This window comes from Paraburkholderia sp. BR14312, assembly GCF_040948675.1.
In the GTDB taxonomy this organism is placed as follows: domain Bacteria; phylum Pseudomonadota; class Gammaproteobacteria; order Burkholderiales; family Burkholderiaceae; genus Paraburkholderia; species Paraburkholderia nodosa_A.
Genome location: NZ_JBFPKI010000006.1, coordinates 477,854 through 502,358, shown reverse-complemented (window position 1 = coordinate 502,358; position 24,505 = coordinate 477,854). Strand labels below are relative to the sequence as shown.

General features: G+C 64.3%; 23 protein-coding genes and 1 pseudogene. 6 read left to right on the top strand and 18 right to left on the bottom strand.

The window, feature by feature from the left end; translation table 11 throughout:
* A pseudogene (locus AB3X98_RS19995) lies at nt 1-241 on the top strand (transposase); the annotation flags it as partial.
* Nucleotides 242-348: 107 nt separating this feature from the next.
* On the opposite strand, the gene AB3X98_RS19990 reads toward AB3X98_RS19995, so the two are convergent.
* Nucleotides 349-1,128 carry an alpha/beta hydrolase gene (locus AB3X98_RS19990; protein WP_368605288.1) on the bottom strand — a complete coding sequence of 260 codons (780 nt, stop codon included), beginning with the start codon at nt 1,126-1,128 and terminating at the stop codon, nt 349-351.
* A 344-nt stretch (nt 1,129-1,472) separates the two neighbouring features.
* Here AB3X98_RS19990 and AB3X98_RS19985 point away from each other — a divergent pair, with 344 nt between their 5' ends.
* Nucleotides 1,473-1,826, top strand: a complete 354-nt coding sequence (locus tag AB3X98_RS19985; RefSeq protein ID WP_342947521.1) for a DUF4148 domain-containing protein — start codon at nt 1,473-1,475, stop codon at nt 1,824-1,826.
* Nucleotides 1,827-1,856: 30 nt separating this feature from the next.
* Here AB3X98_RS19985 and AB3X98_RS19980 read toward each other — a convergent pair whose 3' ends face one another.
* The 6 genes from AB3X98_RS19980 to AB3X98_RS19955 all read right to left on the bottom strand — a co-directional run bounded on the left by AB3X98_RS19980 (nt 1,857) and on the right by AB3X98_RS19955 (nt 9,027).
* Complete coding sequence (locus tag AB3X98_RS19980) at nt 1,857-3,440, bottom strand: TolC family protein (protein WP_069269326.1); 1,584 nt, start codon at nt 3,438-3,440, stop codon at nt 1,857-1,859.
* Nucleotides 3,427-5,463: an FUSC family protein gene (locus tag AB3X98_RS19975; protein WP_368605287.1), complete on the bottom strand. Its 2,037-nt coding sequence runs from the start codon at nt 5,461-5,463 to the stop codon at nt 3,427-3,429. The genes AB3X98_RS19980 and AB3X98_RS19975 overlap by 14 nt, the downstream gene beginning before the upstream one ends.
* A complete protein-coding gene (mdtN, locus tag AB3X98_RS19970) occupies nt 5,444-6,496 on the bottom strand; it encodes a multidrug transporter subunit MdtN (RefSeq protein ID WP_368605286.1) in 1,053 nt (350 codons plus the stop codon). The genes AB3X98_RS19975 and mdtN overlap by 20 nt, the downstream gene beginning before the upstream one ends.
* A gap of 1 nt (nt 6,497) precedes the next feature.
* The gene (locus AB3X98_RS19965) at nt 6,498-6,785 is read right to left on the bottom strand and encodes a hypothetical protein (protein WP_069269323.1); all 288 of its coding nucleotides are present in this window, start codon (nt 6,783-6,785) and stop codon (nt 6,498-6,500) included.
* 161 nt (nt 6,786-6,946) lie between these two features.
* The gene (locus AB3X98_RS19960) at nt 6,947-8,353 is read right to left on the bottom strand and encodes a heavy metal sensor histidine kinase (protein ID WP_069269322.1); all 1,407 of its coding nucleotides are present in this window, start codon (nt 8,351-8,353) and stop codon (nt 6,947-6,949) included.
* A complete protein-coding gene (locus AB3X98_RS19955) occupies nt 8,350-9,027 on the bottom strand; it encodes a heavy metal response regulator transcription factor (RefSeq protein ID WP_368605285.1) in 678 nt (225 codons plus the stop codon). Before AB3X98_RS19955 ends, AB3X98_RS19960 begins: the two co-directional genes overlap by 4 nt.
* Nucleotides 9,028-9,385: 358 nt before the next feature.
* Here AB3X98_RS19955 and AB3X98_RS19950 point away from each other — a divergent pair, with 358 nt between their 5' ends.
* Nucleotides 9,386-11,062, top strand: a complete 1,677-nt coding sequence (locus tag AB3X98_RS19950; protein WP_368605284.1) for an alpha-keto acid decarboxylase family protein — start codon at nt 9,386-9,388, stop codon at nt 11,060-11,062.
* Between the two features lie 80 nt (nt 11,063-11,142).
* Here the strand turns inward: AB3X98_RS19950 and denD are convergent, their stop codons facing one another.
* From denD to AB3X98_RS19905, 9 genes are all read right to left on the bottom strand, one after another.
* Nucleotides 11,143-12,132: a D-erythronate dehydrogenase gene (denD, locus tag AB3X98_RS19945; protein ID WP_368605283.1), complete on the bottom strand. Its 990-nt coding sequence runs from the start codon at nt 12,130-12,132 to the stop codon at nt 11,143-11,145.
* Between the two features lie 51 nt (nt 12,133-12,183).
* The gene (gene otnI / locus AB3X98_RS19940) at nt 12,184-12,972 is read right to left on the bottom strand and encodes a 2-oxo-tetronate isomerase (protein ID WP_368605282.1); all 789 of its coding nucleotides are present in this window, start codon (nt 12,970-12,972) and stop codon (nt 12,184-12,186) included.
* A 28-nt stretch (nt 12,973-13,000) separates the two neighbouring features.
* Nucleotides 13,001-13,657, bottom strand: a complete 657-nt coding sequence (locus tag AB3X98_RS19935; RefSeq protein ID WP_069269318.1) for an aldolase — start codon at nt 13,655-13,657, stop codon at nt 13,001-13,003.
* Nucleotides 13,654-14,976, bottom strand: a complete 1,323-nt coding sequence (gene otnK, locus AB3X98_RS19930; protein WP_368605281.1) for a 3-oxo-tetronate kinase — start codon at nt 14,974-14,976, stop codon at nt 13,654-13,656. Before otnK ends, AB3X98_RS19935 begins: the two co-directional genes overlap by 4 nt.
* Nucleotides 14,977-14,995: 19 nt before the next feature.
* The gene (gene ltnD, locus AB3X98_RS19925) at nt 14,996-15,886 is read right to left on the bottom strand and encodes an L-threonate dehydrogenase (RefSeq protein ID WP_368605280.1); all 891 of its coding nucleotides are present in this window, start codon (nt 15,884-15,886) and stop codon (nt 14,996-14,998) included.
* A 69-nt stretch (nt 15,887-15,955) separates the two neighbouring features.
* Entirely contained in the window at nt 15,956-16,660 is a 705-nt protein-coding gene (locus AB3X98_RS19920) for a FadR/GntR family transcriptional regulator (protein WP_368605279.1), read from the bottom strand.
* 127 nt (nt 16,661-16,787) lie between these two features.
* Nucleotides 16,788-17,102 (bottom strand): hypothetical protein, encoded by a 315-nt coding sequence (locus AB3X98_RS19915; protein WP_069269314.1) that lies wholly within the window; start codon nt 17,100-17,102, stop codon nt 16,788-16,790.
* Nucleotides 17,089-18,462: an acyclic terpene utilization AtuA family protein gene (locus AB3X98_RS19910; RefSeq protein ID WP_368605278.1), complete on the bottom strand. Its 1,374-nt coding sequence runs from the start codon at nt 18,460-18,462 to the stop codon at nt 17,089-17,091. The genes AB3X98_RS19915 and AB3X98_RS19910 overlap by 14 nt, the downstream gene beginning before the upstream one ends.
* Before the next feature lie 18 nt (nt 18,463-18,480).
* A complete protein-coding gene (locus AB3X98_RS19905; RefSeq protein WP_368605277.1) occupies nt 18,481-19,785 on the bottom strand; it encodes a CitMHS family transporter in 1,305 nt (434 codons plus the stop codon).
* 98 nt (nt 19,786-19,883) lie between these two features.
* Between AB3X98_RS19905 and AB3X98_RS19900 the strand changes: the two genes are divergently transcribed.
* Entirely contained in the window at nt 19,884-20,780 is an 897-nt protein-coding gene (locus AB3X98_RS19900; RefSeq protein WP_342947533.1) for a LysR family transcriptional regulator, read from the top strand.
* A 104-nt stretch (nt 20,781-20,884) separates the two neighbouring features.
* Here AB3X98_RS19900 and AB3X98_RS19895 read toward each other — a convergent pair whose 3' ends face one another.
* Nucleotides 20,885-21,103: a BON domain-containing protein gene (locus AB3X98_RS19895; protein WP_368605276.1), complete on the bottom strand. Its 219-nt coding sequence runs from the start codon at nt 21,101-21,103 to the stop codon at nt 20,885-20,887.
* A 633-nt stretch (nt 21,104-21,736) separates the two neighbouring features.
* Between AB3X98_RS19895 and AB3X98_RS19890 the strand changes: the two genes are divergently transcribed.
* Together AB3X98_RS19890 and AB3X98_RS19885 are read left to right on the top strand one after the other, a co-directional pair.
* Complete coding sequence (locus tag AB3X98_RS19890) at nt 21,737-22,285, top strand: carboxymuconolactone decarboxylase family protein (protein ID WP_069269221.1); 549 nt, start codon at nt 21,737-21,739, stop codon at nt 22,283-22,285.
* Between the two features lie 684 nt (nt 22,286-22,969).
* Complete coding sequence (locus AB3X98_RS19885) at nt 22,970-23,149, top strand: hypothetical protein (protein ID WP_342947535.1); 180 nt, start codon at nt 22,970-22,972, stop codon at nt 23,147-23,149.
* A gap of 166 nt (nt 23,150-23,315) precedes the next feature.
* On the opposite strand, the gene AB3X98_RS19880 is transcribed toward AB3X98_RS19885, so the two are convergent.
* On the bottom strand, nt 23,316-24,410 hold the full coding sequence (locus AB3X98_RS19880; protein ID WP_368605275.1) for a branched-chain amino acid aminotransferase: 1,095 nt from the start codon (nt 24,408-24,410) through the stop codon (nt 23,316-23,318).
* Between the last annotated feature and the right edge of the window lie 95 nt (nt 24,411-24,505).

The following is a 24,505-nucleotide window of genomic DNA, read 5'->3' as shown; positions in this document are numbered from 1 at the left end:
CGATAACCGTCGCGTATCAGGCTCGCCATCCCGCACCAATCGCGGCGCCGCGGTACGCAAACCGAAACCATTGCCTGGCGCACGGAAGCAGCGCGAAGTGACGCTCGAGGACTTGAATGCGGCGGTAGGGGACTCACCGCAACCAGGGAGGCTCGGTGCTAAAAACCCCCTCCAGATAGATATAAAGGACTGCGAAACAACCACACCCAGAACCAACCTCAACCCCGACATCTGTATTTAGCCGGGACCCCGACATCTGAAAATGGCTTTGACATTTGATTGTAGTGGCTAAGTAGATGGAATGGTCGCCTCCCGCCTTAACGGGCCGTCCAGCGCGCGCACGCCGACTCACTGCCCCTGTTGCTGAGCCGCCTGCTCGATCAACGCGGCGACTTCCTTCGGATGCGACTCATAAACCGAATGGCTGGCGCCATCGATTTCCACCGCCTGCGCGTGAGCGCGCTTCGCGTACATGCGTTCGAGGTCCGGGTTGATGATCTTGTCCGCCTTCGCGACCAGATAAAACGTCGGCTTGATCTTCCATGCCGGATCCGGGATTTCCGACGCGAATACACCTGCCGCGGTCGGCATTTGCTCATGCGCCTCGAATTCAGCCTGCGTAATCGGAAGATCGGCTGCGAAATCGCGCGGATAGTCGACGGGATTCAGGTACAGATAGTCGTCGGCTGTCTTCACGATGTCCTCATGGGGCGTCGCATTCGGATAACGCTTGCCATTCGAGACTTCAGTCTCGCCGACATCGAGCGCATGCGCGGCAATGTAGACGAGCGACTTCACATGTTCGTCGTTGCCCGCCTCCGTGATGATCGCGCCGCCGTAGCTATGGCCGACGAGCACGCACGGTCCATCCAGGCTATCGATGACGCGCTTCGTCGCCGTCACGTCGTCCTTGAATGACGTCAGCGGCTCTTGCACGAGCGTCACGTTGTAGCCGTCCTTCGTGAGAATGTCGTACACCGGACGCCATCCGGCGCCACCCACAAACGCGCCATGCACGAGGACGACGTTCTTGATGGGCGCGGCCTGCGCTGTCGTCGCGGCACCGGCAACCAGGCAAAGCGCCGCTGCAGCATGAGCAACGGCAGAACGGAAGGAAGGGAAAGACATGGCAGCTCCTTGGAATGACGCGGTGTGAACGAATCGATTGACAACACGGCCAGTCTAAAAAGCTGCCTCGAACGAGAGGGTTACCCGGTCATTACGAAATAATGACGTGCCCGCGCCGGGCCATCCAATCAAAGGGACGGATGATTCGTTATTTTCTTGTAATCACCGGGTAACCTTGGCGACCGAAGCGCCTACCTACACTGCAACCACGCAGTAACGCCTTGCCCCGCTTAGCCATGTTTCAAGTCGCTCGGTCCTAAGCCTGTCTTCGCGTCTATGCACAGTCGATGCTGCGGCTTTCCTTCCCGACTCATCCGCTCTGCGGATATATAGGAGTATTGATCATGTCCAGGCTTCTTCTCAGCATTCTCGTCGCGGCTTCTGCGGTCGCCGTCCCGGCATATAGCTTCGCGCAGTCCACTCAACCGCTGACCCGCGCCGAAGTGCGTGCGGATCTCGTGCGTGTCGAGCAGGCCGGATACAGCCCGGGCCGCGGCGACGACATCGACTATCCGGCCGACATTCAGGCAGCCGAGGCCAAGGTCGCAGCGGCACAATACGCGCAAGCTTCGGTGCAACGCGATATGGGTGGGGTATCGATGGCGGGCAGCTCGGCCGCGGGTTCTCGTTCGCATACGCCCGCACCGACCACCTGTGTGGGCCCGGCCAGCTTCTGCATGACGTATTTCGGCAGCTGAACCCCGGCGCAGCGTATTTAGTGGCCCTACCTACTGAGACGGCTCGCCTACCATGGACGGCGAGCCGATCTCGCCCGTTGCCAGCGCAAGCGTCGCAGCGGCAGAAAGCGCGGCGCTGTAGCTGTCGGCATACGCGTTCTGCGCGGCGAGCAGCTGATTCTGCGTGAGGAGCGCGTCGGTGATGGTGCCGACGCCGTGCCGGTACGCGGTGAACGCCGCGTCGTAAGTCGTCTGCGCGGCCTCGACCAGTGCCTTCGCGGCGTCGTTCGACGCGAGGCTCGTCGAAAGCCCGTTCTGCGCGGCAACGATCTGCCGGACGGCTTCTTGCCTCGTATGGGTCAACTGCGCGGACGCACTGTCTGCATCGTTGCGCGCCTGCATCAGCACGGCGGAGCGCAAGCCGCCGTCGTATAGCGGAATCGTCACGCCGAGGAATATGCTGCCGCTGCGGCGGCTGCCGTTCAGGTTCACCGTCGCCGCCTGATCGCCGACCGGGGGAATCGCCGTGATCGACGTCGTGCCGGTGCCATACGCGGCCGCGGCGGAGAGAAATATCCTCGGCATGAAGGCGGATTCGGCCGCGCGGATCTTCGCCTGGTTGGCCTGTTCCAGCGCATAGGCGCCCTGCACGTCCGGCCGCCGCGCAATCGCATCGGTCACGATTTCATCGACGCTCTGGTGCAGCGCCGGCGTGAGCATACGCGCCGGCAATGGGGCGATCAGCGGTTTCGACAACGGCGAGATGCCGAGCGCCGAGACGAGGCTCAGATAGCTGTCACTCAACGCGCCGTCCGCCTGCACCTTCAGGAGATTGGCCTGGGCGCGGTTCTGCGTGGCCTGTGCAACCTCGACGACTGTGCCCACGCCCTGCTTCCGCCGTGCGCGCGCGGCGCTGAGAATGCCGTCCGCGTTGTCGAGCGCCTGCTGCGCGGTATGCTCCCGCGCGCTCGCGGCTGCGTACGCGTAGTACGCGATGCTCACGTCGTGGATCACGTGCTGGTGAACGGACGTGAAGGCGACGTTCGCCGCCACGGAAAGCTGTTTGGCCGCATCGACGCGCGCACGACGGCCGCCGAAGTCGAATAGTAGCCATTGCAGCGAGAGTACCGAAACCGTGCCGTGAATATTCGAGTTGGTCGATGTGGTGCCGAGCAGCGGCGTCGATGCGGCGCCGCTCGCCGCCTGGTATCCGCCCATGGCGGTCGCGGTGAGCTGCGGCAAGTAGGTGGTCTTCGCGATGCCCGCCGCGAGCGCCGCATTGCGCGCGTCGTTCCAGGCGATGCGCGTGAGCGGGTTCGTCGACTCCGCTAGATCGATCAGCTCGGGCAGCGTGTACGCGTGGTTCGCATCGAGCGCCGCCGCGGGTTCGATCGAAGCGAGCGCGGCGCTGCGCGGCAACGTGTAGCCCGCCTGCGTCGCCTCGCTGGCGCTGCGCGGCGGCCCGGGCACGATGTTGCCGCCGGCGTCCGTCTGCGGCTGCCAGGGGCGGTCCGGCGCCGCAGGTGCAAGATCGATCGACGACGTCGCACAACCCTCGAGTCCCGATATAGCCAATGCGGCAGCCAGCGTGGCGGCCAATACCATGAGCCGGGGCGTCGGTTCAGGGGCGCGCATCGGTCGTCGTCTCCGTGGCCGAAGCTGGGCGCGTGATCTCGGCGATCTGTCCGAACCGCCTGGCGATGACGCTTTGGAGCGCATCGAGCGCGGGGTCGGCCGTGCGGTCCTCAACGGCCTCGGCACCTTGCGTCTGCATGTCGGCGGCATGCTGTGCAGCTTGCCCGTGCGTGTCGTCGCCGGCAGCGAGGCGCTCGGCGATCTCAGCCAGCCGCGACGCGCCCGCGCGCCCTGCCGCCAGGACCAGCGGCGCCTCCAGCGCCTCGATTTCCGCAAGTGCACGCCGCCGGCTCGCCACCCACTCCGGCTCGGGACGCACCCACGAAGGCTCGTAATGGATCAGCCCGATATCCTGGCGCAGTCCGCCGTACTGGGCGAGCGCGCCTGCCGCGAGCGCGCTGCGCGTGCGGGCGTCCGCGGCGCGCGCGATGCGGCTCCATTGCGCCACGAGCGCCTTGAACGTCGCGTCGATCCGGCTGGCGATGCTCACCGGCCAGACGCGCGTGAAGACCAGATAGATCACGACGTTGCCGATCAGGATGCCGATCACGCGGTCGCGCGCGAGCGTCAGGTCGAACGCGGGCGCCGCGCCCTGGATCACGCACAGGAAGAACGCGAACGCGATCTGCATGCCCGCGTAGGCGATCCGGGCGGAACCCATCGCCACCCACGCGGCCAGCCAGGCGCCCGCGAACACCAGCGCCATCAGTTCGCCCACCGAGGTCAAACGCGGCGTGACGAACACGATCGCCGCCGTGCCGAGCAACGCGCCGACGAGACAGCCCGCAATGCGCAAGGTCAGCTTCTCGACGGTTTCGGCCGTGGTGCTGAGCGACACCATATAGCAGGTGATGAAGCACGTATGAATGCCCTGCCAGTCGAGTTGCTGGTACAGCACGTAGCAGAACATCGCCGCCGCGGTAGTCTTCAGCGCGTAACGGACGTGATCGGGGTTCGAGAAGGCATCGGCGTCGAAAAAGCCGCTGCGTGCAGGAGGGTCGGCGGTTTTTTCGGAAGCCGGAACAGGCGCGGCGGCGCCTTCCGCAGGCGGCACCGCGAAGCCCTCCAGCGCAGCGCGCAGGTCGGCAAGCACGAGCGCCGGTAGCGCGGCTCCCTCGGGCAGCTGCGGCATATCGAGCTTGACATCCACGGGATAGCCGCCCGCCTCCAGCATCGCGGCCATCTGCCTCATCGTTTCGGCAGGCTGTGCCGCGCACGCGTCGGGCAGGCGCGCGCCGGGCTCGCTCGCCGCAAAATCCGTCGCGACCAGGATCGCCGTGGTGGACGCCGCCGCCTGGCGCAGCGCCGCGCCGTCGGCCGGCGTCAACGTGCCTTCGAGCGTCGAGAGCTTCAGCCACGTGAGGATCTGGTGATCGCCCTCGCGCATGCACGCTTCGAACGCGGCGCGCTCCTCGTCGCTCGCCGTGCCCGTGAGGCGGTGCGCAGCGAGCCTCAGGCGCCGCGCAAGCTGCGCGGTAGCCAGCCGGCGCGGCGACGGTGCGATCACGAGGTTCACGACGATCGCCACGCCGATCGGAATCGCAACCATCAGCCATGCGTACATCAGGCCACGCGTCGCCGCTTCGCCAAGCGGCGCGAGGCCGAGTTCGTCGAGCCCGAAGCCGACGATCATCGCCAGGATCGCGCCGATCGGACGAAGCTTGCTTGCCGACGTGGCGAATAGCAGTCCGAACGACAGGAGCGCCATGCTCGCCACGCGCAGCGGCGGCTGGTCGATCGTGAAGATCGCGAAGATCATTACGATCCCGATGATCACGGTCACGAGCAGCATCAAGGCGAACGACATGACCACGCTCGTCATGCGGTCGGGCCGGTTCAGGAAGAACACGATATAGACGGCAGTCGCGGCACCGGGCGTGCCGTAGCCGACCGTCACGAGCGCCGTGAGCGCGCAGATCAGCGCAATGCGTGTAACGATCGCGGCGCGGCCGGGAAACGGCGCGAGCAGCCTGGCGATTTCCCGCGGACCGGGCCGCCTGATGTCACCGGCAAGACTGGCCATGCCGGACCTCGACGATCGCACTGGCGCCGATGCGCACCAGTCTGTTGACCGGCGCGTCGATGCGCACGCGAACCGGGAAGCGTTGCGCCACGCGCACCCAGTTCACCGACTGCTGCACGTAAGGCAGGCTGCGCGGCAGGTTCACGCGGTCCGTGTCCATGATGCCCGCGCCGATGCCGATCACCTTGCCGCTCATTGGCTGTCTGCGGTCGATCATCGAGTACACGGTGGCGCAGTCGCCCACCTCGATGGCGCCGAGCGCCGTCTCGCGGAAGTTCGCCACGGCAAACCATTCGCCCGAGTGAACCAGCGTGAAGATGGACTGGTTCGGCGCGACGGTCTCGCCCGCGAGGATCGTCAGTCCCGTCACGTAGCCGTCGAACGGCGCGCGTACGACCGTATCGTCGAGGCCGCGCTGCGCGATCGCCAGCGCGGCCTCGCGCGCATGCAGCGCCGCGATCGCGTCGGTGTCGTCGCCTATCGTCTGCGCAGAGGAACGCTGCTGCACCTTCGCCTGCGCGAGCGAGACGCTCGCGTCGCGCTGCGCCACGACCGCCTGGTCGAGTTGCTGCGCGGACACATAGCCTTGCGCCTCGAGCGGCCGCAGGCGCTCGACGCTGCGCGTCGCGAGGTCGTAGTTGTGCGTCGCACGACGAGTCTGGTCGGCCGCGATCGTCGCGTTCGACGTCTCGCCGATCAGCGTGCGGCGGCGCGTGGCGAGCGAGGCGCGCGCCAGCTCGACTTCGGCCTGCGCCTGTGCGACCGCGAGCCGGTACGGCACCGGATCGATTTCGAACAGCACGTCGCCTTTGGCGACATGCTGGTTCTCCTCCACGGGAACACGTATGATGCGGCCGCCCACCGGGGACGCGACGTGGACGACGTCAGCGTCGATGGACGCATCGTCGGTGGACGGATAGCGCGACGAGCGGTCGTACGCGTACCAAAGCGCCGCGGCGCCGAGCAGCACGATCACGACGGCGAGCGCGCGGCCCTTCCATGCATGTCGAGGATTCTGGCCGGCCATTTTCATGTCAGAGCTGCCCCGTTCCCCACAGCCAGACGAGCACCCCGGCGACGATGCCGATCGCGGTGCAGACGGAAAGCTGGTACGGCACCACGCGAATCCAGCCAGTCGAGATGAACACGCGATGCGCGACGAGCGCACCCACGATGCCGATCATGGCGCTCACGAGCCAGTACGGAAAGTACGCACCGAAGAGCGACCAGGACGGCGCACCGCGGGCCACGCAACCCGCAAGCGGCATGAAAGCCACGAATGAACAAACGAGAGCGAGTCTGGGCCATGTACGTTGTTTCATCGTTTCTTCTACGCTTCATGACTGGGCTTCATGACTGGAACAGATGCTGAATTCCACTCGTACCGGCAACCCACGCGCGCATCGATGAGTTGCGTCCCGCATTCCCCAATTCACGGCAGCCCATCATAGCGCGGTTTGTCGCACCGCCGCCCCTGGGGCGCCTACTGGCTGCGCCGCTCGCGCTGCCGCGGGAACACGAGCGTAAAGCGCGTCACGCCGTTGCTGCTGGATGCTTGCCACGTGCCGCCGTGCAGCAACATGATGCTGCGCACGATCGAAAGCCCGAGCCCGCTGGACTCCGACGAGCGGTGCCGTGACGGATCGGCCCGATAGAAGCGGTCGAAGATCCGTTCGAGATGATGCGGCTCGATCGTCGGTCCGCGGTTTTCGACATGGAGCGTCGTGGCCTCCGGTCCTTGCTGCGCCACGGTCGAGATGGCCGTACCCGGCTCCGCATACCGCAAGGCATTCGCAAGCAGATTGCCCAGCGCACGGCGCAGCAGATCCGGATCCGCGCATACGTGGCCTTCGCCGCGCCATTCGAGGCTCACGTTGCGGTCCTCCGCGAGACCTTCGAAGTACTCCTGCATGCGCTCGAATTCCACCGCGAGCGGCACGTCCTTGCGCTCGATGGCGTTATCGGCCTGCTCGGTGCGCGCGAGGAACAGCATGTTGTCGATCATCTTCGACAGGCGTTGCAGCTCCTCGTAATTCGAACCAAGAAGCCGTTGGTAATACGCGATGTCGCGCGTCTGGCTCAAGCCGACTTCGGTCTGCCCGAGCAGATTGCCAATGGGCGTGCGGAGGTCGTGCGCCATGTCGGCCGATACCTGTTTCAACTGGGTGAACCCGCGCTCGAGCCGGTCGAGCATGCCGTTGAATGCGGCGATCAGTGCGTCGAGTTCGGGCGGCGTGGCGCGCTGCTCGATGCGCGTCGAAAGCGTGCTGACGCCGATCGCCCCGGTTTGCGCCGCGAGAACACGCAACGGCTGCATGTTGCGGCGCGCGAGGACGAACGCGAGCAACGCGACGATAGTCGCGCCAGCGGAGGCGAATAGCAGTATCTGGTTCCGATATGCCCGCAGCAATTGCGTACGCTCGGTCAGCAAGCGGCCGGAGATGATCTGCAGGTCCTGTTTCCCGGCTACGTCGTGCGCCGCAGCGGCGACGTAGATGAACGGCGTCCCATCAGCCGCAACCGTATGCTGCACGGCGCCGAGTGTGAGCGGCATGTCGACCGGCACCGGCTTCATGTCCGGCACCGCCCTGTGACCGGGATTCACCGTAATGAGCGGCGCTTCACCCGGAAAGCCCACGATCAGCAGCGATTCCGTATTGCCGAGCATGTTCGCGAAAAGATGGGGCTTGTCGCGTATCAGCTCGCGCACGTCGACATCGTTCATCAGCGTGCGAAGCTGGTCCACACGCGTCACCAGCGCCGCGTCGTCGCGCACGATCAATTGCCGCTCCAGCCCGCGATACAGCAAGGTGCCGAGCAACGCCATCGCGGTAAAAACGATGAGCGCGTATAACACCGCAAGGCGCGTGGTGAGCGAAAGCCGCTTCATGCTTCGTACTCGAAACGGTATCCCACGCCGTGAATCGTATGAATCAGACGAATCGGGAACGGGTCGTCGATCTTCTGCCGCAGCCGGCGCACCGCCACATCGACCACGTTGCTGTCGCTGTCGAAGTTCATGTCCCAGACGCGCGAAGCGATCAGGGCGCGCGATAGTACCTGACCTTGATGCTCCAGAAAGAACGCCAGCAGGTTGAATTCCTTGTTGGTGAGCGTGAGGCGCGCGCCGCCCCGGTCGACTCGCCGCTTCGGCACATCGACCCGCAGATCCCCGACTTCGAAGACCTGCTCCTCCTGCTTTTGTGGCTGGCCGCGCCGCAGTATGATGCGGATGCGCGCCAGCAACTCGGCAAACGAGAAAGGCTTGACGAGATAGTCGTCGGCGCCGAGATCGAGGCCCTTGAGCCGGTCTTCCAGCGTGCCCCGTGCGCTCAGGAACAACACTGGAGTCTTGATGCGGGCACCGAGCTTCTTCATGACGGTCCAGCCGTCCATCTCCGGCATCATCACGTCGAGCAGGATCAGGTCGTAAGCCATCTCCTGTGCGAGGTGCAGCCCGTCGATGCCGTTCGTGGCCACGTCCACCACGTAGCCGGCTTCCGTCAAGCCGTTCTGGATGTACTCGCTGGTCTTGGCTTCGTCTTCGATGACGAGGATTTTCATGGCGTCGATCCCTGCACTCTCATGCGCGTGTCACTGATTCTGTGCTCGTTTGCGCCCCTATGCCAGCCGGGCGTGATAGCAGTCTAGGCAGTGCGTTCCAACAGGGCCGTTACTCAATCATTACAGAGAAATGACGAAGTGCAGCGTGTTCTCTCCCTGATATTTTTTTGTAATGACTCAGTCACGCTGCTGTTTTTGCCGCACGCCTAGACTGCGAATCCGTTGTACCGCAGACCGACTTGCGCAGCGCCATTTCCGCGGAGTGCTATCGATCACCGGTACCGCACATTCCTCCAATGACCCAGATTAGGAGTCCTCCATGGAAACCACGCAAAACATGGCCAAACTCACCCAACGCATGACGATTGGCGACTTCCTGTTGCGCCGCCTCGAGGAAGCCGGCATTCGTCATTTGTTTGGCGTCCCTGGCGACTACAATCTCGCGCTGTTGCAGCAACTCCACGATACCGGTGCGCTGGAATGGGTCGGCACCACGGGCGAGTTGACCTCCTCTTATGCCGCGGACGGTTATGCGCGGCTCAACGGCCTGGGCGCGCTGCTCGTCACGAACGGGGTCGGCGCGTTGAGCGCACTGAACGGCGTGGCCGGCGCCTACGCCGAGCACGTCCCCGTCATCTGCATCAGCGGTTCGATCCCGCTGCGCTCCATCGATCGCGGCCTCGGCATGCATCACACCATGGCCGACGGCAACTTCGACCACTTCCTGCGCGCCTATGCGCCGGTGACGGTCGCCCAGGCGAGGATCACGCCGCGCAACGCCGTCGTCGAGATCGACCGGCTGATCCTCACCGCCTGGCGGGAAAAGCTCCCGGTCTATATGGAGCTGCCTTCCGACATCGCCTACCTCGAGATCGAGGTGCCGGCCGCGCCGCTCGTTCTTGCCCACGTTCCGAGCGATCCGGAACGGTTGCAAACGTGCATCGCCGCGCTCGCCCAACAGTTTTCCGCAGCAACGGCACCGGCGATCCTCGTGGATACGGACGCCGACCGGTTCGGCGTCGCCCCCGAACTCGTGGCGCTCGCGGAAAAGCTGCAGGCCCCGGTCGCGGTGATCAACGCCGCCAAGGGCGTGATCGACGAATCGCACCCGCAGTATGTCGGCATCTACGCCGGCAACGGCAGCGAGCCTGGGGTACAAGAGACGATCGAGAGCAGCGACTGCCTGCTCGCCGTGGGCTACCGGCCGATCGAAGTGACTACGGGCGATTTCTCGGCAACGCTTCCGGCCCGCACGATCCACGCGCGTGCGCACGCCGTTGACATCGGCGAAGACAACTATCAGGCGGTGACGCTCAAGGAGGTGCTACGGGGCGTGATCGATGCCATCCCGCTGGTTGCGACGCGCGTGCAAGGCCCGGTCGACGCGCCGGCCGCCCGCATGCACGTCGAGGCTGCCGCGAAGCTGACACAAGCCGCCTACTGGCAGGCTGTCCAGGATTATCTGCGGCCCGGCGACGTCCTGTATGTCGACAACGGCACGTCGTTTTCCCTGCTCGGCCTGAAGTTGCCGCCGGGCTGCACATTCATCGGATCGATCAACTGGGGATCGATTGGCTATTCGGTCGGCGCCCTGCTCGGCGCGCTGACTGCGGCGCCCGAACGCCGCCACGTGTTGCTCATCGGCGATGGTTCGTTCCAGGTCACGGCGCAGGAGTTGTCGACCATTCTGCACCACGACCACAAGCCGGCAATCCTGCTGATCAACAATGGCGGCTACACCATCGAACGCGGCTACCTCGGCAAGACCGAGCCCTACAACGACATCGCGAACTGGGCCTACGCGGAGCTGCCGAAAGTGCTCCATCCGGGCGCCGCCGTGCAGTCGTTCGTGGCCAGGACCTGCGGGGATCTGCAAAACGCCCTCGCCGCGCCGAACGACAGACTGGTTTTCGTCGAATCGATCATGGACGCCTGCGATGCGCCCGCGCCGATCACGCGCAGCAGCAATCTGGGCGCCGAACTCGACTACGGTCCGCGCGGCCCCCAGCACCGCGAAGGTCTCCAGCTGCGGTAAAACGAGAACGCCGCCTCGCAAAGACTCAGGTCTGCGATGGCGGCGCGTGTTGTTTCTCGCGCAAGAAGCCGGGCACGCAATCAATGCTGCGCAATCTTCCCGCCGAGTTCATCGTCGACGAACGCGCGCACGATATCCTTGAACGACGCGTCGCCTTGCAGGCCAAGCTGGGTCGCGCGTGCAATGTCCCACTGCGCGGGCCAGCTGCCGACGATCTTCTCCACACGCTCATCCGCCTTCCATTCGATCCGTGCCGCGACGGCATCGCCCGCCACGTCGCGCAGCGCGACGATCATCTCGTCGACCGTCACCGAGACGCCCGGCAGATTCACCGTGCGCCGGTTGCCGAGCGCGGCGCCGTCGACCTCGCATCCGGCAACGAGGCATTCGATGGCCTTGCGCGGCGAGAGCAGCCACAGCCGCGTCGAACCGCTCACCGGGCACACCGTCGGCTCACCGTTGAGCGGCTCGCGAATGATGCCGCTGGCAAACGAGGACGCCGCTGCATTCGGCTTGCCTGACCGCACGCTGATGGTCGGCAGACGCAGCGCGCGGCCATCGACGAAACCGCGCCGCGAGAAATCGTTGAGCAGCAACTCGGCGACGGCCTTTTGCGCGCCGTACGACGACTGCGGATTCAAGGCGGTGTCGTCGTGGACGACCTCGGGCAGATCGCCGCCATAGACGGCGACCGAACTCGTGAACACGACGCGCGGCCGATGCCCGCGCTCGCGGCATACGTCGAGCAGCAGCCTCGAGGCGTCGAGATTGATCCGCATGCCGAGATCGAAGTCCGCTTCCGCCTGGCCGCTGACGATCGCCGCGAGATGAAAAATCGCCGCCGTCTTCTCGTCGATGACGCGTTCAAGCACGCTGCGCTCGGCGATGTCGCCGACTTCCACACGCACGCGTTCGTCAGCCGGTCCCGGCGCCGCGACGACGTCGAGCAGCACCAGTTCGGTGATCGGCTCGCGCTGCCCGTCCGCGCCCTTCAGTTCGCCGCGTGCGAGCAGCTCGCGCGCGAGACGCTGGCCCAGAAATCCCGCACCGCCCGTGATCAGTACTTTCATGTCGCTGTGGTTCCTCCAGTGTGTCCGTCGAATGCGCTCAGGTATGTGCGCTCAGCTGCGCGCCTTCAGGTACGGCCTGATCCATCCAAGCCCTTCCGATGTTCCTGCGCGCGGCCGATATTCGCAACCGACCCAGCCGTCGTAGCCAAGTGCGTCGATCAGCGAGAACAGATACGGGTAGTTCACTTCGCCAAGATCCGGCTCGTGCCGCTCGGGCACGCCCGCAATCTGGATATGCCCGATGCCCTTGATGTCACGCTTGAGCTTGACGGCGAGATCGCCTTCGACAATCTGGCAGTGGTAGAGATCGAACTGCACTTTCAGGTTCGGCGCACCGACTTCCGCGCAGATCGCCTGCGCGTCGTCTTGCCGGTTCAGAAAGAAGCCGGGAATATCGCGTGTGTTGATCGGCTCGATGACGACGGTAATGCCGTCCGCCTGGGCGGCCTGCGCCGCATAGGCAAGGTTCTTCAGATACACCTCGCGATGCGCGGCGCGCGATTGCTCCGGTTTGATCAACCCGGCCATCACGTGCAGCTTGTCGTTGCCGAGTACACGCGCGTATTCGAGTGCGGTCTCGATACTGCGGCGAAACTCGTCATCGCGGCCCGGCAGCGACGCGGTCCCGCGCTCGCCCGCCGCCCAGTCACCCGGAGGCGCATTGAACAGCGCTTGCGCGAGGCCATTGTCGTCTAGACGCTGCTTGATGTCGGCGGCCGGAAACTCATAAGGGAACAGAAACTCCACGGCCTCGAATCCGTCGCGCGCGGCAGCAGCGAAGCGGTCGAGAAACGCGTGTTCGTTGTACATCATCGAAAGATTGGCGGCGAAGCGTGGCATCGAAGCGACTCCTTGAATACGGTAAGCGTTACCAGCGCGCGCCGAACACCGTGCGCAACTCCTCGAGCGCGGTGTCGTCGAGCGGCGCGGGGCGCGGGTTCGTCATCAGCCACAAACGCGCCGTCTCTTCCAGTTCTTCGATCACGTACGAAGCCTGCGAAACGGAACGCTCCCACACGACCGGCCCGAGCCGCTCGAGCAGCACGCCGCGCACGCCATCGGCGAGCGAGGCGATCTGTTGCGCGACTTGCGGATCGCCAGGACGCCGGTAGCGGATCAGCGGAACGTGCCCGACCTTCATGACGTAGTACGGCGTGATGGGCGGCAACACGTCGGCGTCGCTCCAGACGCCTGCGAGCGTCAGCGCGACAAGGTGTGTCGAATGCGTGTGCACGATGCCGCGCGCTTCACGGTTGCGCTCGTAGACGCCGCGATGCAGCGCCAGCGTTTTCGACGGCTTGCCGCCCGACACCGCATTGCCGTCGAGATCGACCTTCGCGATCTCCGCGGGATCGAGGCGGCCGAGGCAGGCATCCGTCGGCGTGATGAGCCAGCCGTCGTCGAGCCGCGCGCTGATGTTGCCCGCGCTGCCGACGGTGTAGCCGCGCTCGTAGAGGCTCGCGCCCGTCACGCAGATTTCCTCGCGGACTTTCGCTTCGCTGCTCGTGTGAATGGCCGCCGTCATTTCGCACCTCCGTCGAGCATATGCAGCGCCTTCGCGAAGAAGTCGACTGCGCCGAAGTTGCCGGACTTGAGCGCGAGCGCAAGCGGTTCGGCCGCGATCGTGGCGGTGGCGGGCACGCCTGGATCGATCTGCTTGCCGATGCGCAGCATGTCGACGCCCAGCGCCTGCACCACCGCGCCCGAGGTCTCGCCGCCCGCGACAACGAACTTGCGTACGCCGAAATCGCGCAGCCCGCGCGCAATCGACGCGAGCGTGCGCTCGACCAGTTCGCCGGCTTGCGCCACACCGAGTTCGCGCTGTGTCGCCTTCACCTCGTCGGGCGATGCCGTCGCGTAGATCAGCACGGGTTGCTGTGCCGCGCGCATGTGCTCGCGCGCGAAGGCCAACGCTTGCTCGACGACGGGCTCGCCGCGCGCCGCCGCGAGCGGGTCGATGCGGAACGCGGGACGCGTTTCGCGCCATGCGGCCACCTGGGCATTCGTCGCCTTCGACGCACTGCCCGCCAGCACCGCCGACGCGCCGTCGATACGCGGCAATTCGCCTGCATCGGCGGCATCGGCGAGCAAACCGGCGCGGCGGAAATTCGCGGGCAACCCGAGTGCGACGCCCGAACCGCCCGTGATCAGCGGCAGGTCCGCGCACGCCTCGCCGAGCGTGTAGAGATCGGCATCCGAGACGGCATCGGCGATTGCCATGCGCACGCCGTCGGCCCGCAGCGCGCCGATCGAGGCGCGCACGGCTTGCGCGCCTCGCGCCACGGCGTCGTAGCGCACGAGGCCGACTTTCGAGCGCGTCTGACGTTGCAGCACGCGCACGAGGTTCGCGTCCGTCATCGGCGTGAGCGGATGATGCTCCATGCCCGACTCGTTCAGCAGCACGTCACCAACGAACAGATGCCCGCGATAAATCGTGCGGCCGTTTTCCGGAAACGCGGGACAGGCGATGGTGAACGGCACGTCGCCTTCGATGGGCGACAGCGCGTCGAGCAGCGCGCCGGCCACGGGCCCGATGTTGCCTTGATCGGTCGAATCGAAGGTCGAGCAGTACTTGAAGAAGAACTGGCGGCAACCTTGCGCGCGCAGCCATTCGAGTGCGGCAAGCGACTGCGCCACGGCGTCGGCAGCAGCGATCGTGCGCGACTTCAGCGCGACCACGAGCGCGTCGGCTTCGATGCGCGTGTCGGCGGCGGGCACGCCGATCGTCTGCACGGTGCGCATCCCGCCGCGCACCAGCATGTTCGCGAGATCGGTCGCGCCCGTGAAATCGTCGGCGATGCAGCCGAGCAGCGGCTTGCCCGCAGAGGCGTTCGTGTTTGTCATGTTGTTGCACCCTTCCCGCTCAGCGCTTCGCGGGCACATCGATGCCCGGGAAAATCTTGATCACGGCCGAATCGTCTTCGCCACCGTGACCTGCCGTCGAGGCCATCATGAACATCTGATGCGCAGCCGCCGACAACGGCAGCGGAAACTTCGAGCGTCGCGCGGTATCGAGCACGAGGCCGAGATCCTTGACGAAGATGTCGACCGCTGACAGCGGCGTGTAGTCGCCGTTGAGAATGTGCGGCACGCGATTTTCGAACATCCACGAGTTGCCGGCGCTGTGCGTAATCACGTCGTAGAGCGCGTCGGGATCGACGCCTTCGCGAAGACCGAGCGCCATCGCCTCGGCGGCGGCGGCGATGTGCACGCCCGCGAGCAACTGGTTGATGATCTTCACCTTCGAGCCCGCGCCATGCTGCTCGCCCAGCCGGTACACCTTGCCCGCCATCGCGGCGAGCACGTCCTCGCACGCGGCATACGCGGCGGCGGGCCCGGACGTCATCATCGTCATTTCGCCCGATGCCGCGCGCGCTGCGCCGCCCGATACGGGTGCATCGAGCAGTTGCAGGCCGGCCGCTTCCACGCGGCGGCCGAGGTCGATCGCGAAGTCGGGCGCAACCGTCGCGCACGCAATCACGACGCCGCCCGGCTTCATCGAATGCACCGCACCCTTCTCGCCGAACAGCACCGTTTCCGTTTGCGCGGCATTGACGACGAGCGTGACGACCACGTCGCACCGCGCGCCAAGCTCGGCGGGACTCGCACAGGCCGTGCCGCCAGCGGCCACGAACTGGTCGAGCACTTCGCGGCGCACGTCGCATGCATGGACGTTGAAACCGCCGCGCAGCAGCGAACGCGCGACACCCATGCCCATCGCGCCCAGACCGATCACTCCGACATTTCTCGACATACCTTTTCCTCTACGAACAGGGCCGCAGACAGTGCGCCGCGGATTGCGCGAGCGAATGCATCTGCGACCTCAGCCGATACCGGCTTCGGCCAGACGGCGCGCCGCGTTGTACATGTGGGTTTGCGCGGCATTGCGCGCGGCCATCGGGTCGCCTGCGCGGATTGCGGCGGCGATCGCGGCGTGTTCGTCGCGCACCTGCCGCGAGAAGTCCTCGCGCAGCGCCTCGTTGCGGCGCGTGATGACCGTGCCCGCTTCGAGGTATTGATTGAGAAACGTCAGCGTCTTCAGAAAGTACGGATTGCCCGTCACGCTGGCGATCGCGCGGTGAAACGCGACGTCTTCGGCAACGCCGTCGCGGCCTTCGGCGACGGCCTCATCGATCTTCTTGAGTGCGGCGTCGATCGCCATCATGTCGGCGTCGGTGCGGCGCATGGCGGCTTCCGCCGCGACTTCGGCTTCGATCGCGCGGCGCACCGCGAGGATCTGCAGCACCGAGCCGCCTTCCATCGCTTCCGCGTAGTCAATGCGCAGCGGCCGGATCGCGCCATGCGCGGCCACGTACACGCCGCTGCCCTGACGCGGCTCGACCACGCCTTCGTTCTTCAGACGCGAAATGGCCTCGCGGATCACCGTGCGGCTGACGCCGAACTCCAGGGCGAGCACGGCTTCCGTCGGCAGCTTGCCGCCGCGCGCGAACGTGCCTTTGTCGATCTGTGCGAGCAGCTGTTGCGCGACCGTGTCGCTCAGCGCCCGGTTGGGAATCTTCTCGAACATATCAGCAGATTTGCCATGTCATAGGGTCATCATACAAATTTTGGGACATGGGTCTGCATTGGGGAGAACCCTTAAAGCTAACCCCGGGTGTCACACGGCGCCTTTCGGAAAGCGCGCCGTCATGCGGTCATTCAGGAAGGTCGTCTATTTCGAGATCGAGGAGCGCCATGCTCATCGACTTGCCGTGCGCATCCAGCGCCAGCGAACGCGTCACGCCCCCACCCAGCGCGTTGCCGAGCACGAAATTGAACGCGTCGAGAAGCGGTAGTTCGTAGCGCACGACCTCGCCTTTGACGACGTCGGCGAGATGCGCCTTGACGCGCTCCGGCGTCAAGACGTTGTGCAGATGGGCGTAGTGCTTCGCGTCGTAGCAAATCACCGAGATGTTCAGCGTATTGCCTTTGTCGCCAGTGCGGCCATGGGCCAGTTCACGCAGTTTCATCGCTTGCCTCGACAACCTGGAATGCCGGATTTACCTGTTCGCGTGGCAGCAAGACAGACTGCACGGCGAGCACCTCACGAGTCGATTTCGTGACGCCCCCGCCGCCCGCGGGCCCGTTGGTGTAGAGCGTTTCGACCTCGTTGCCGATGCGCGCCGCTTCCTTTGCGTTCGCCGCGCGCCCTGCCACGCGAACGCGCACTTCGTACGGCGCGTCGTGACGTGCCGCGAGGGCGTCGCCATAGAGCGCATTCACGCCGATCAGGTCAAAACGCAGTTCGCTCGTGTCGACGCCCGTGGTCGCGAGGCGCTCCCGCACGATGTCGAGCGCAAGTCGCGCACGTTCAACCGCGCCCGGTCCACCGTAGGAAATCTGCCCCTCTCCGATATAGCCATCGACATACGCGACCGATACCTTCAGTGTTTCCGTACGTGTACTGCCGCGCCCGCCGGTCACGCGCACGCGGTCTTGCGCCTCTTCCTCGACGCGCACCCCGCTGAAGTCAGCGACGACATCGGGCTGAAAGTAGCGTTGCGGATCGTGAATCTCGTAGAGCAATTGTTCCTTGCATGTCGCCTCGGTCACGCGGCCGCCCGCATGCGACACCTTCGTCACGACGACGCTGCCATCGGCGCCGACTTCGCCGATCGGAAAGCCTAGCCGCGCGAGATCCGGCACGTCCTTGAAACCAGGATCGGCGAAATAGCCGCCTGTCACCTGTCCCGCGCATTCGAGCAAATGACCGACGACGGTCGCCTGCCCGAGCGTGTTCCAGTCGTCCATGCGCCAGCCGAACTCGTGAATGAGCGGCGCGGCGAACAACGACGGGTCCGCGACGCGACCCGTGAGCACGATATCCGCGCCCGCCGCGAGCGCCTCGACAATCGGCGCTGCGCCGAGATACGCATTTGCCGAAACGATGCGGTCCGTGTAGGCGCTGACATCGTCGCCGGACTCTTCGAAGCGCAGTTGGGAACGCAGGACGACATCGAGCACATCGTCACCGGTGACTGCGGCAATCTTCAGTCCGCTGAGTCCAAGTTCCTGCGCAATCCGCGCCGTCTTGATCGCCGCCGCGCGTGCATTGGCCGCGCCCATGTTCGAAATGATGCGTACGCGGTTGCGCACGGCGACCGGCAGTACGGCGCGCATGCGGGCTTCGAGCAGCGGATCGTAGCCGAGAGCGGCATCGTGACGGCGCGTTTGTTGGGCGATCGCGACCGTGCGTTCCGCGAGGCATTCGAACACGAGGTAGTCCAGCGCGCCATGCTCGGCGAGTTCGACAGCGGGTTCGATGCGGTCGCCCGAGTAGCCTGCACCCGCGCCTATCCGTACGCGCCTTGGTGATTCGGTCCGGTTCATGACTTCTGCCACTCCTCTTTACAGCGGAAACACGCCCAGCACGACGCACGCGATCGTCATGACGATCGACGCGCCGAACAGCAGCGGAAACGTGAACTTCTGATGATCCGCGAGATCGATTCCACACAGGCCGACGACGAGAAACGTCGCGGGCGTGAGCGGGCTCACGGGAAAACCGGTGGTCATCTGGCCGAGCAGCGCGGCCTGCCCGATGTGCACCGCCGGCACGCCGAGCTGCGACGCCACTTCGGCGATCACCGGCAGCACGCCGAAATAAAACGAATCGGGGTCGAAGAGCATCGAGAGCGGCATCGACAGCACGCCGAGCACGACCGGAATGTGCCCCGCAAACGCAGGCGGCACGAAACCGACCGCGGCCTGCGCCATCGCCTTGAGCATGCCGCTGCCCTGCATGATGCCGGTGAACACGCCCGCTGCGAGCAGAATGCCCGCCATCATCAGCGCGGCGCGCGCGTGGGCGTCGATGCGCTTGCGCTGCATGTCGACGTTCGGGTAATTCACCATCAGCGCGACGCACAAGCCCACCATGAACATGATCGCGGGCGGAATTTTCTCGCCCATCACGACCATCGTGCCGAGCACGACGATCGTCAGCACGATGTTGAACCAGAAGTGCTTCGGGCGGCGCAGCGCCTGTTCCTCGGGTGTGAGCTCGCGTTTGGGTAGCGGAACTGTGCCGCTGGCGGAAGAATAGCCGAGGCGCTTTTCCTCGCGCCGGCCGAGCCACCAGGCCATGCTGAACACGAACACGAGGCCGATCGCCTGGACCGGAATCAACGGATTGAAAAGCGCCGAAATCGGCAGATGCAGCGACGCCGATGCGCGGATCATCGGCCCCGTCCACGGCAGGAAGTTGATGCCGGCCGCCATCGAAACGGCCGCCGCGAGCACGCGCTTGTCCATGTTCAGGCGCTCGTATAGCGGCAGCATGGCGGGGATGGTGACGAGAAAGCAGACCGCGCCCGAGCCGTCGAGGTGAATGAGCAGCGCGAGCAGCGTCGTGCCCATCACGATGCGCGTCGGCTTGGTGCCGACCGTGCGCAGGATGCGGTCGATGATCGGATCGAGCGTGCCCGCATCCGTGATCGTGCCGAAATAGAGAATCGCGAACACGAACATGCCGACGACCGGCGCGAGGCCTTTCAATCCGTCGATGACGAACTTGCTCGTCTGAAAGCCGAATCCGCCGATCAGCGACGCGACGATCGGCACGATGATGAGCGCGACGAGCGGCGACATACGTTTTGAAAGAATCGCGGCCAGCAGCACCACGATCGTCACGAGCCCCAGCAAAGGCAGCATGTTGTGTCTCCAGTCTTGTCTTTTAGTGCGGACCAGCGTAAGTTCGGCGCTTCAATAACGCAATTGAAATGAATTGATCGTAGCAATCACAGTTCGTTATGGATCTCAATCTACGCGACATTCGTGCTTTCGTGACCGTGGCGCACGCGGGCAACTTCACGCGCGCGGCGGCGCGGCTGCATTTGTCGCAGCCCGCGCTGACCGTGCAGATTCGACGCCTCGAGGAAACGGTGGGTGCGCGTTTGTTCGATCGCAACAGCCGCAGCGTTGCGCTGACCCAGACGGGCCGCGAATTGCTGCCTATCCTGACGCGATCGCTAAGCGATATGGAGCAGGCTCTTAGAGATGCGCGCGCGCTCGGCGACGGGTCGAGCGGCACAGTGCGACTCGCGTGCCTGCCGACCTTCGCCGCCAGCGCGCTGCCCGAGTTGATCCGGGCGTTTCGCCAGCGCGTGCCACAGGCGCGGTTTCAGGTTCGCGATGTCGTCGCGAGCGCTGTCAACGCGCTCGTGCGCAATGAAGAGGTGGATATCGGTCTGACGGGCGGGCACAGCGTCGATGCGACGCTCGATGTCCTGCAGACGGGCGAAGACCGGCTGGTGATCGTGTGCCCGAAGACCCACCCGCTAGCCCGCAAGCGCAAGGTGACGGTCGACGACTTCGCTTCGATGCCGCTCGTGCTGACCGCGCCGGGAACGAGTGTGCGCGCTGTCGTAGACGCCGCGCTGTCGAACGCCCGTTGCACGCCCGATATCGCGTGCGAGCCGATGTACATGATGACCGCCGTTGCGATGGTGCGCGGCGGCCTCGGGATCTCGGTCCTTCCGGAGTCCGCGCGCGAAGTGCACGCGGAGCGAGGTCTCGTTATGCGGCCGATCGATGATCCGGCATTCGTGCGCCCGATTGCGCTTGTCAAGAAACGTGGACGGACGCTGCCTCGTGTGACGGAGGATTTTGTCGATACGGTCGATCTTGGGGGCAAGGCGGCGGGGTAACGCGGCCTACACGTAGCGGTCGGCCCTCTGCACTGTCGTTCCGAAAATGGCGAGCAGTCGTTCGCGCTTGTCTGGTATGGGTGTGCCGTCCCAATCGGTGCGGCTCAACGACCGCCGCCGCGCCCCGTTCGTACCGTTAAACGATTCGAAACCGCTCTGACGCCGCGAACTGATCTTGCCGCGATACTGGCCCGCTCGATCTGCGAGCGCTGTGGTACCCACCCAGTCAGCGTAACGATGCCACCGCGCACCTGTACGTGAATATTCATCGAGTTCACCCCAGGATTGCGCACGAGGGCCCGACGGACGTCGCCAGCCAGCATGGCATCGGACCTCCGTCGCGGCGCGGACGTCGCAACCGCCGCCGTTTGTGCGGACGTGTCGACAGCTGGACTTACGCTTGTTTGTGCGCTGGCACGGGGCACGCCGCCCGCGATGGCAAATGCCAGCGTGACACAAACGACTTGTCCTCCAAGGCGACTTCCCATGCTCCCCCCAGTGTCGACTTACGAACGGCACCTCGCGACGAATGTTCTCGCGCGAGCCCAACAGCGTGCGCAACGCCAGGACGGACACCCGGCGTGCTCATACGTGAATGTCGTCACTGCTCAATATAGCTTCTCGTCGCACAAACGAGCGGCCGTGCGCCAGCAGGCGTACCGCAGGGAAGATTACCTGCGACGTAATTGCTCGAAATCGTCGCGAATCGATCATTTCCGCCGTCCGGTCGAGCGCGATTGCACATCGATCGCAACGGACCGTTTGTTCTCATACATACGGAAAGACCATGAGGGGTGGATTGCTCCGCGGTTGGCGAGAGGTGCGAGGCACGCGTCCCGTGACTGATTCGCTTCGCTGATTACCAGCGATGTAATTGGCGAGGCTCGTTTCTCTCACTAACCTGTGCTTGTCGCCTGATCGATATCAGCGATACCTTCGACTTTCAAGGAAATACCGTGGCTCACTTCCCCATCTATACGCTCGAATCCGCACCTGAACAATCGAAGCCCGCGCTGAACGGGCTTGCCCAGGCCTTCGGCATGGTGCCAAATATCGCTGGCGCAATTGCCGGCTCGCCGAAGCTGATCAATGGCCTCGTCGGCCTGTTTCAGCAGGCGCATGGCGGCAACTTTTCCGAAGCACACGTCCAGACGCTGCTGCTCACCAATGCGGTGACCAATGGCGCCACCTGGCCGGTCGCATTCCACTCATGCCTCAGTCTCAAGGAAGGCCTGAGCGAGGCCGACGTGCAGGCGATCCGCGAACGCCGCCTTCCGCAGGACCCGAAACTCGCGGCGCTCTCGCGTCTGGCACGCACGCTGATCGAAAAGCGCGGCCACGTCGACGATCACGACATCGCTGCGTTCACCGAAGCTGGCTTCGATCAGGCACTCGTGCTCGACGTCATCCTCGTGGTCGCCGCCTCCACGATCACGAACTACACCGCGAGCGTCACCCAGCCGCCCCTCGAAGAAATGTTCCAGCCCTACGCGTGGAAGGCGTGAAGCGAGTTTGAGCGGCGGGAGCCCCACCCAAACCCGCCGCCGCAGAATGCCTCGTTCAAGCCCTTTCCCCGTCGGGAAAGGGTCTTCGATCCGGTTCCTCTAAACCAGGGTATCGGCCGCCCAACCAGCTGCGCAGGCTCCTGGCACGTTGGTTGAAGACTGCGTGCGAATCGCAGGCGCGCACCCTATGCTTACACCCAGGTCACAAAACGTTTTATTCGCACTCTTAATCATATATGGTTTTCCAGGGAGTTCGGCATCAAAACGCGCGCAGTTCGAGTCGCGGTCTCTTTCGCGATCCTGCAGCGGCGATCGTTGAAGGGCAGAGGCCAGTCATGAAGGACGTGAGCGCACCCACGGCAGCTTCGTTTCCCTACACACTCCTCGTTGCGTGCAATCGTGGCTGACTGAAAAAAACCGTATCGCGCGCCCGCCTCATCGAAGCGCCTCGATTACCCGTGAGGTAATTGAATTGCAGTCGCGCGATCAATATGATTCGCTTACGTTCTCGGGAAGAGGAAAAGGAACAGTACACCAGCCAGACAGGACGATCGGTCGATCATGGAAAGACGAAATCAGGTATGCGAAACATTTCAGCGAATCAGCGACAAAGTCGCCTTCGACATCAAGTGGGAAGGCGTTGCCCGGGTTGTCCGACCGTGGTCTATACGTTGGAGAATTCAAATGGATGAATTTCGTGATAAGGGGCTCTCTCATCCCCTGGTAGCAGGAGCCGCGATCTATCTCACCGAGGTCATGACGAGTGTCGATTCGAGTGTCGGTCGCGCATTGATCGTTGTGGCCGGCGGGCTAGCGCTTCAGCTCTATCGCAAGTTCACGCGATGCAATTGCCGCGTCGAGTAACTCCGCACCGGCTCAGCGCGGCGAGACGACAATTGCGACCCGGCGGTTTTGTGCTCGCACGATCGATCGTCGGTGTTAGGTGGATTGGATGGGTCCTGTCGTCGGCAAATGCGTCAAGCGGCGAGTGATGGTTTGTATGCCTGCACACGGATTCCAGGAAAATCGCTTAAGACGCCTTGTGGATCCAGCCGAATGGATCTGCAATCTTGCCGCGCTGAATACCGGTGAGCGTAGTGCGAATTCGTTGTGTGACAGGTCCTTCGCCACCATCACCGATCTTGAATTCGCCCGCAGCGTGACGAACCTCTCCGATGGCCGTCACGACCGCCGCCGTACCGCAGGCGAAGGCCTCCTTGACGCGACCGCTGATCGCATCGGCTTGCCACGATGCGAATGCATAAGGCTCTTCGGAAACTGTGATGCCCTCCCGTTTGGCCAGCTCAATAATGGAAGCACGCGTAATACCGGGCAAGATGGTGCCCGAGAGCGGAGGTGTACGCAGGGTGCCGTCGTCCATCACGAAGAACACGTTCATGCCGCCCAGCTCTTCGATCCATTTGTGTTCCGCAGCGTCAAGGAACACGACCTGGTCGCAGCCTTTCGCGGCCGCCTCGGTTTGCGCAATCAGGCTGGCGGCATAATTTCCGCCGCACTTGGCCGCGCCTGTTCCACCTGGTGCCGCGCGGGTATATTGGTCGGAGACCCAAACAGTGACCGCCGTCTTGCCCGCCTTGAAATACGGCCCAACGGGCGAAGCGATAACACAGAACAGATACTCGTTGGCGGCGCGCACCCCGAGAAAACTCTCCGTTGCAAACATGAAAGGCCGCAGGTACAAACTGCCATCGCCGCCAGGAACCCAGTCCCGATCGATCTTCACGAGTGCATCCACTGCGCCGACAAAGAGTGCTTCGGGGAGTTCTGCCATGGACATGCGCGCTGCCGACGCGCGAAACCGCCTGGCATTCTCGTAAGGCCTGAAAAGCGAGATCGAGCCGTCGTCGCCGCGATAGGCTTTCATGCCTTCAAAAATCTCCTGCGCGTAGTGCAGGACAGCGCAGGCGGGGTCAATCTGAAACGGCCGACGCGGCTCAATCTTCGCGTCGTGCCAACCAAGGGCACTTGTCCATCGGACAGTCGCCATGTGATCGGTGAACACGCGACCAAATACCGGGTTGGCAATGCTCGCGGTGATCTCATCGTGTGCGGTCGGTGTCGTGCTGGGCGAAATAACAAACTGGGCAATCGTTTCAGTATTCATGGTTTCTTCGAGCTATGACGAAAATAACGCGGTCGCAGGGTTCCTGCTGTCCGGCGGTTTGCGATGTGAAAGCCTTGGTCGCTGACCGTCATGAA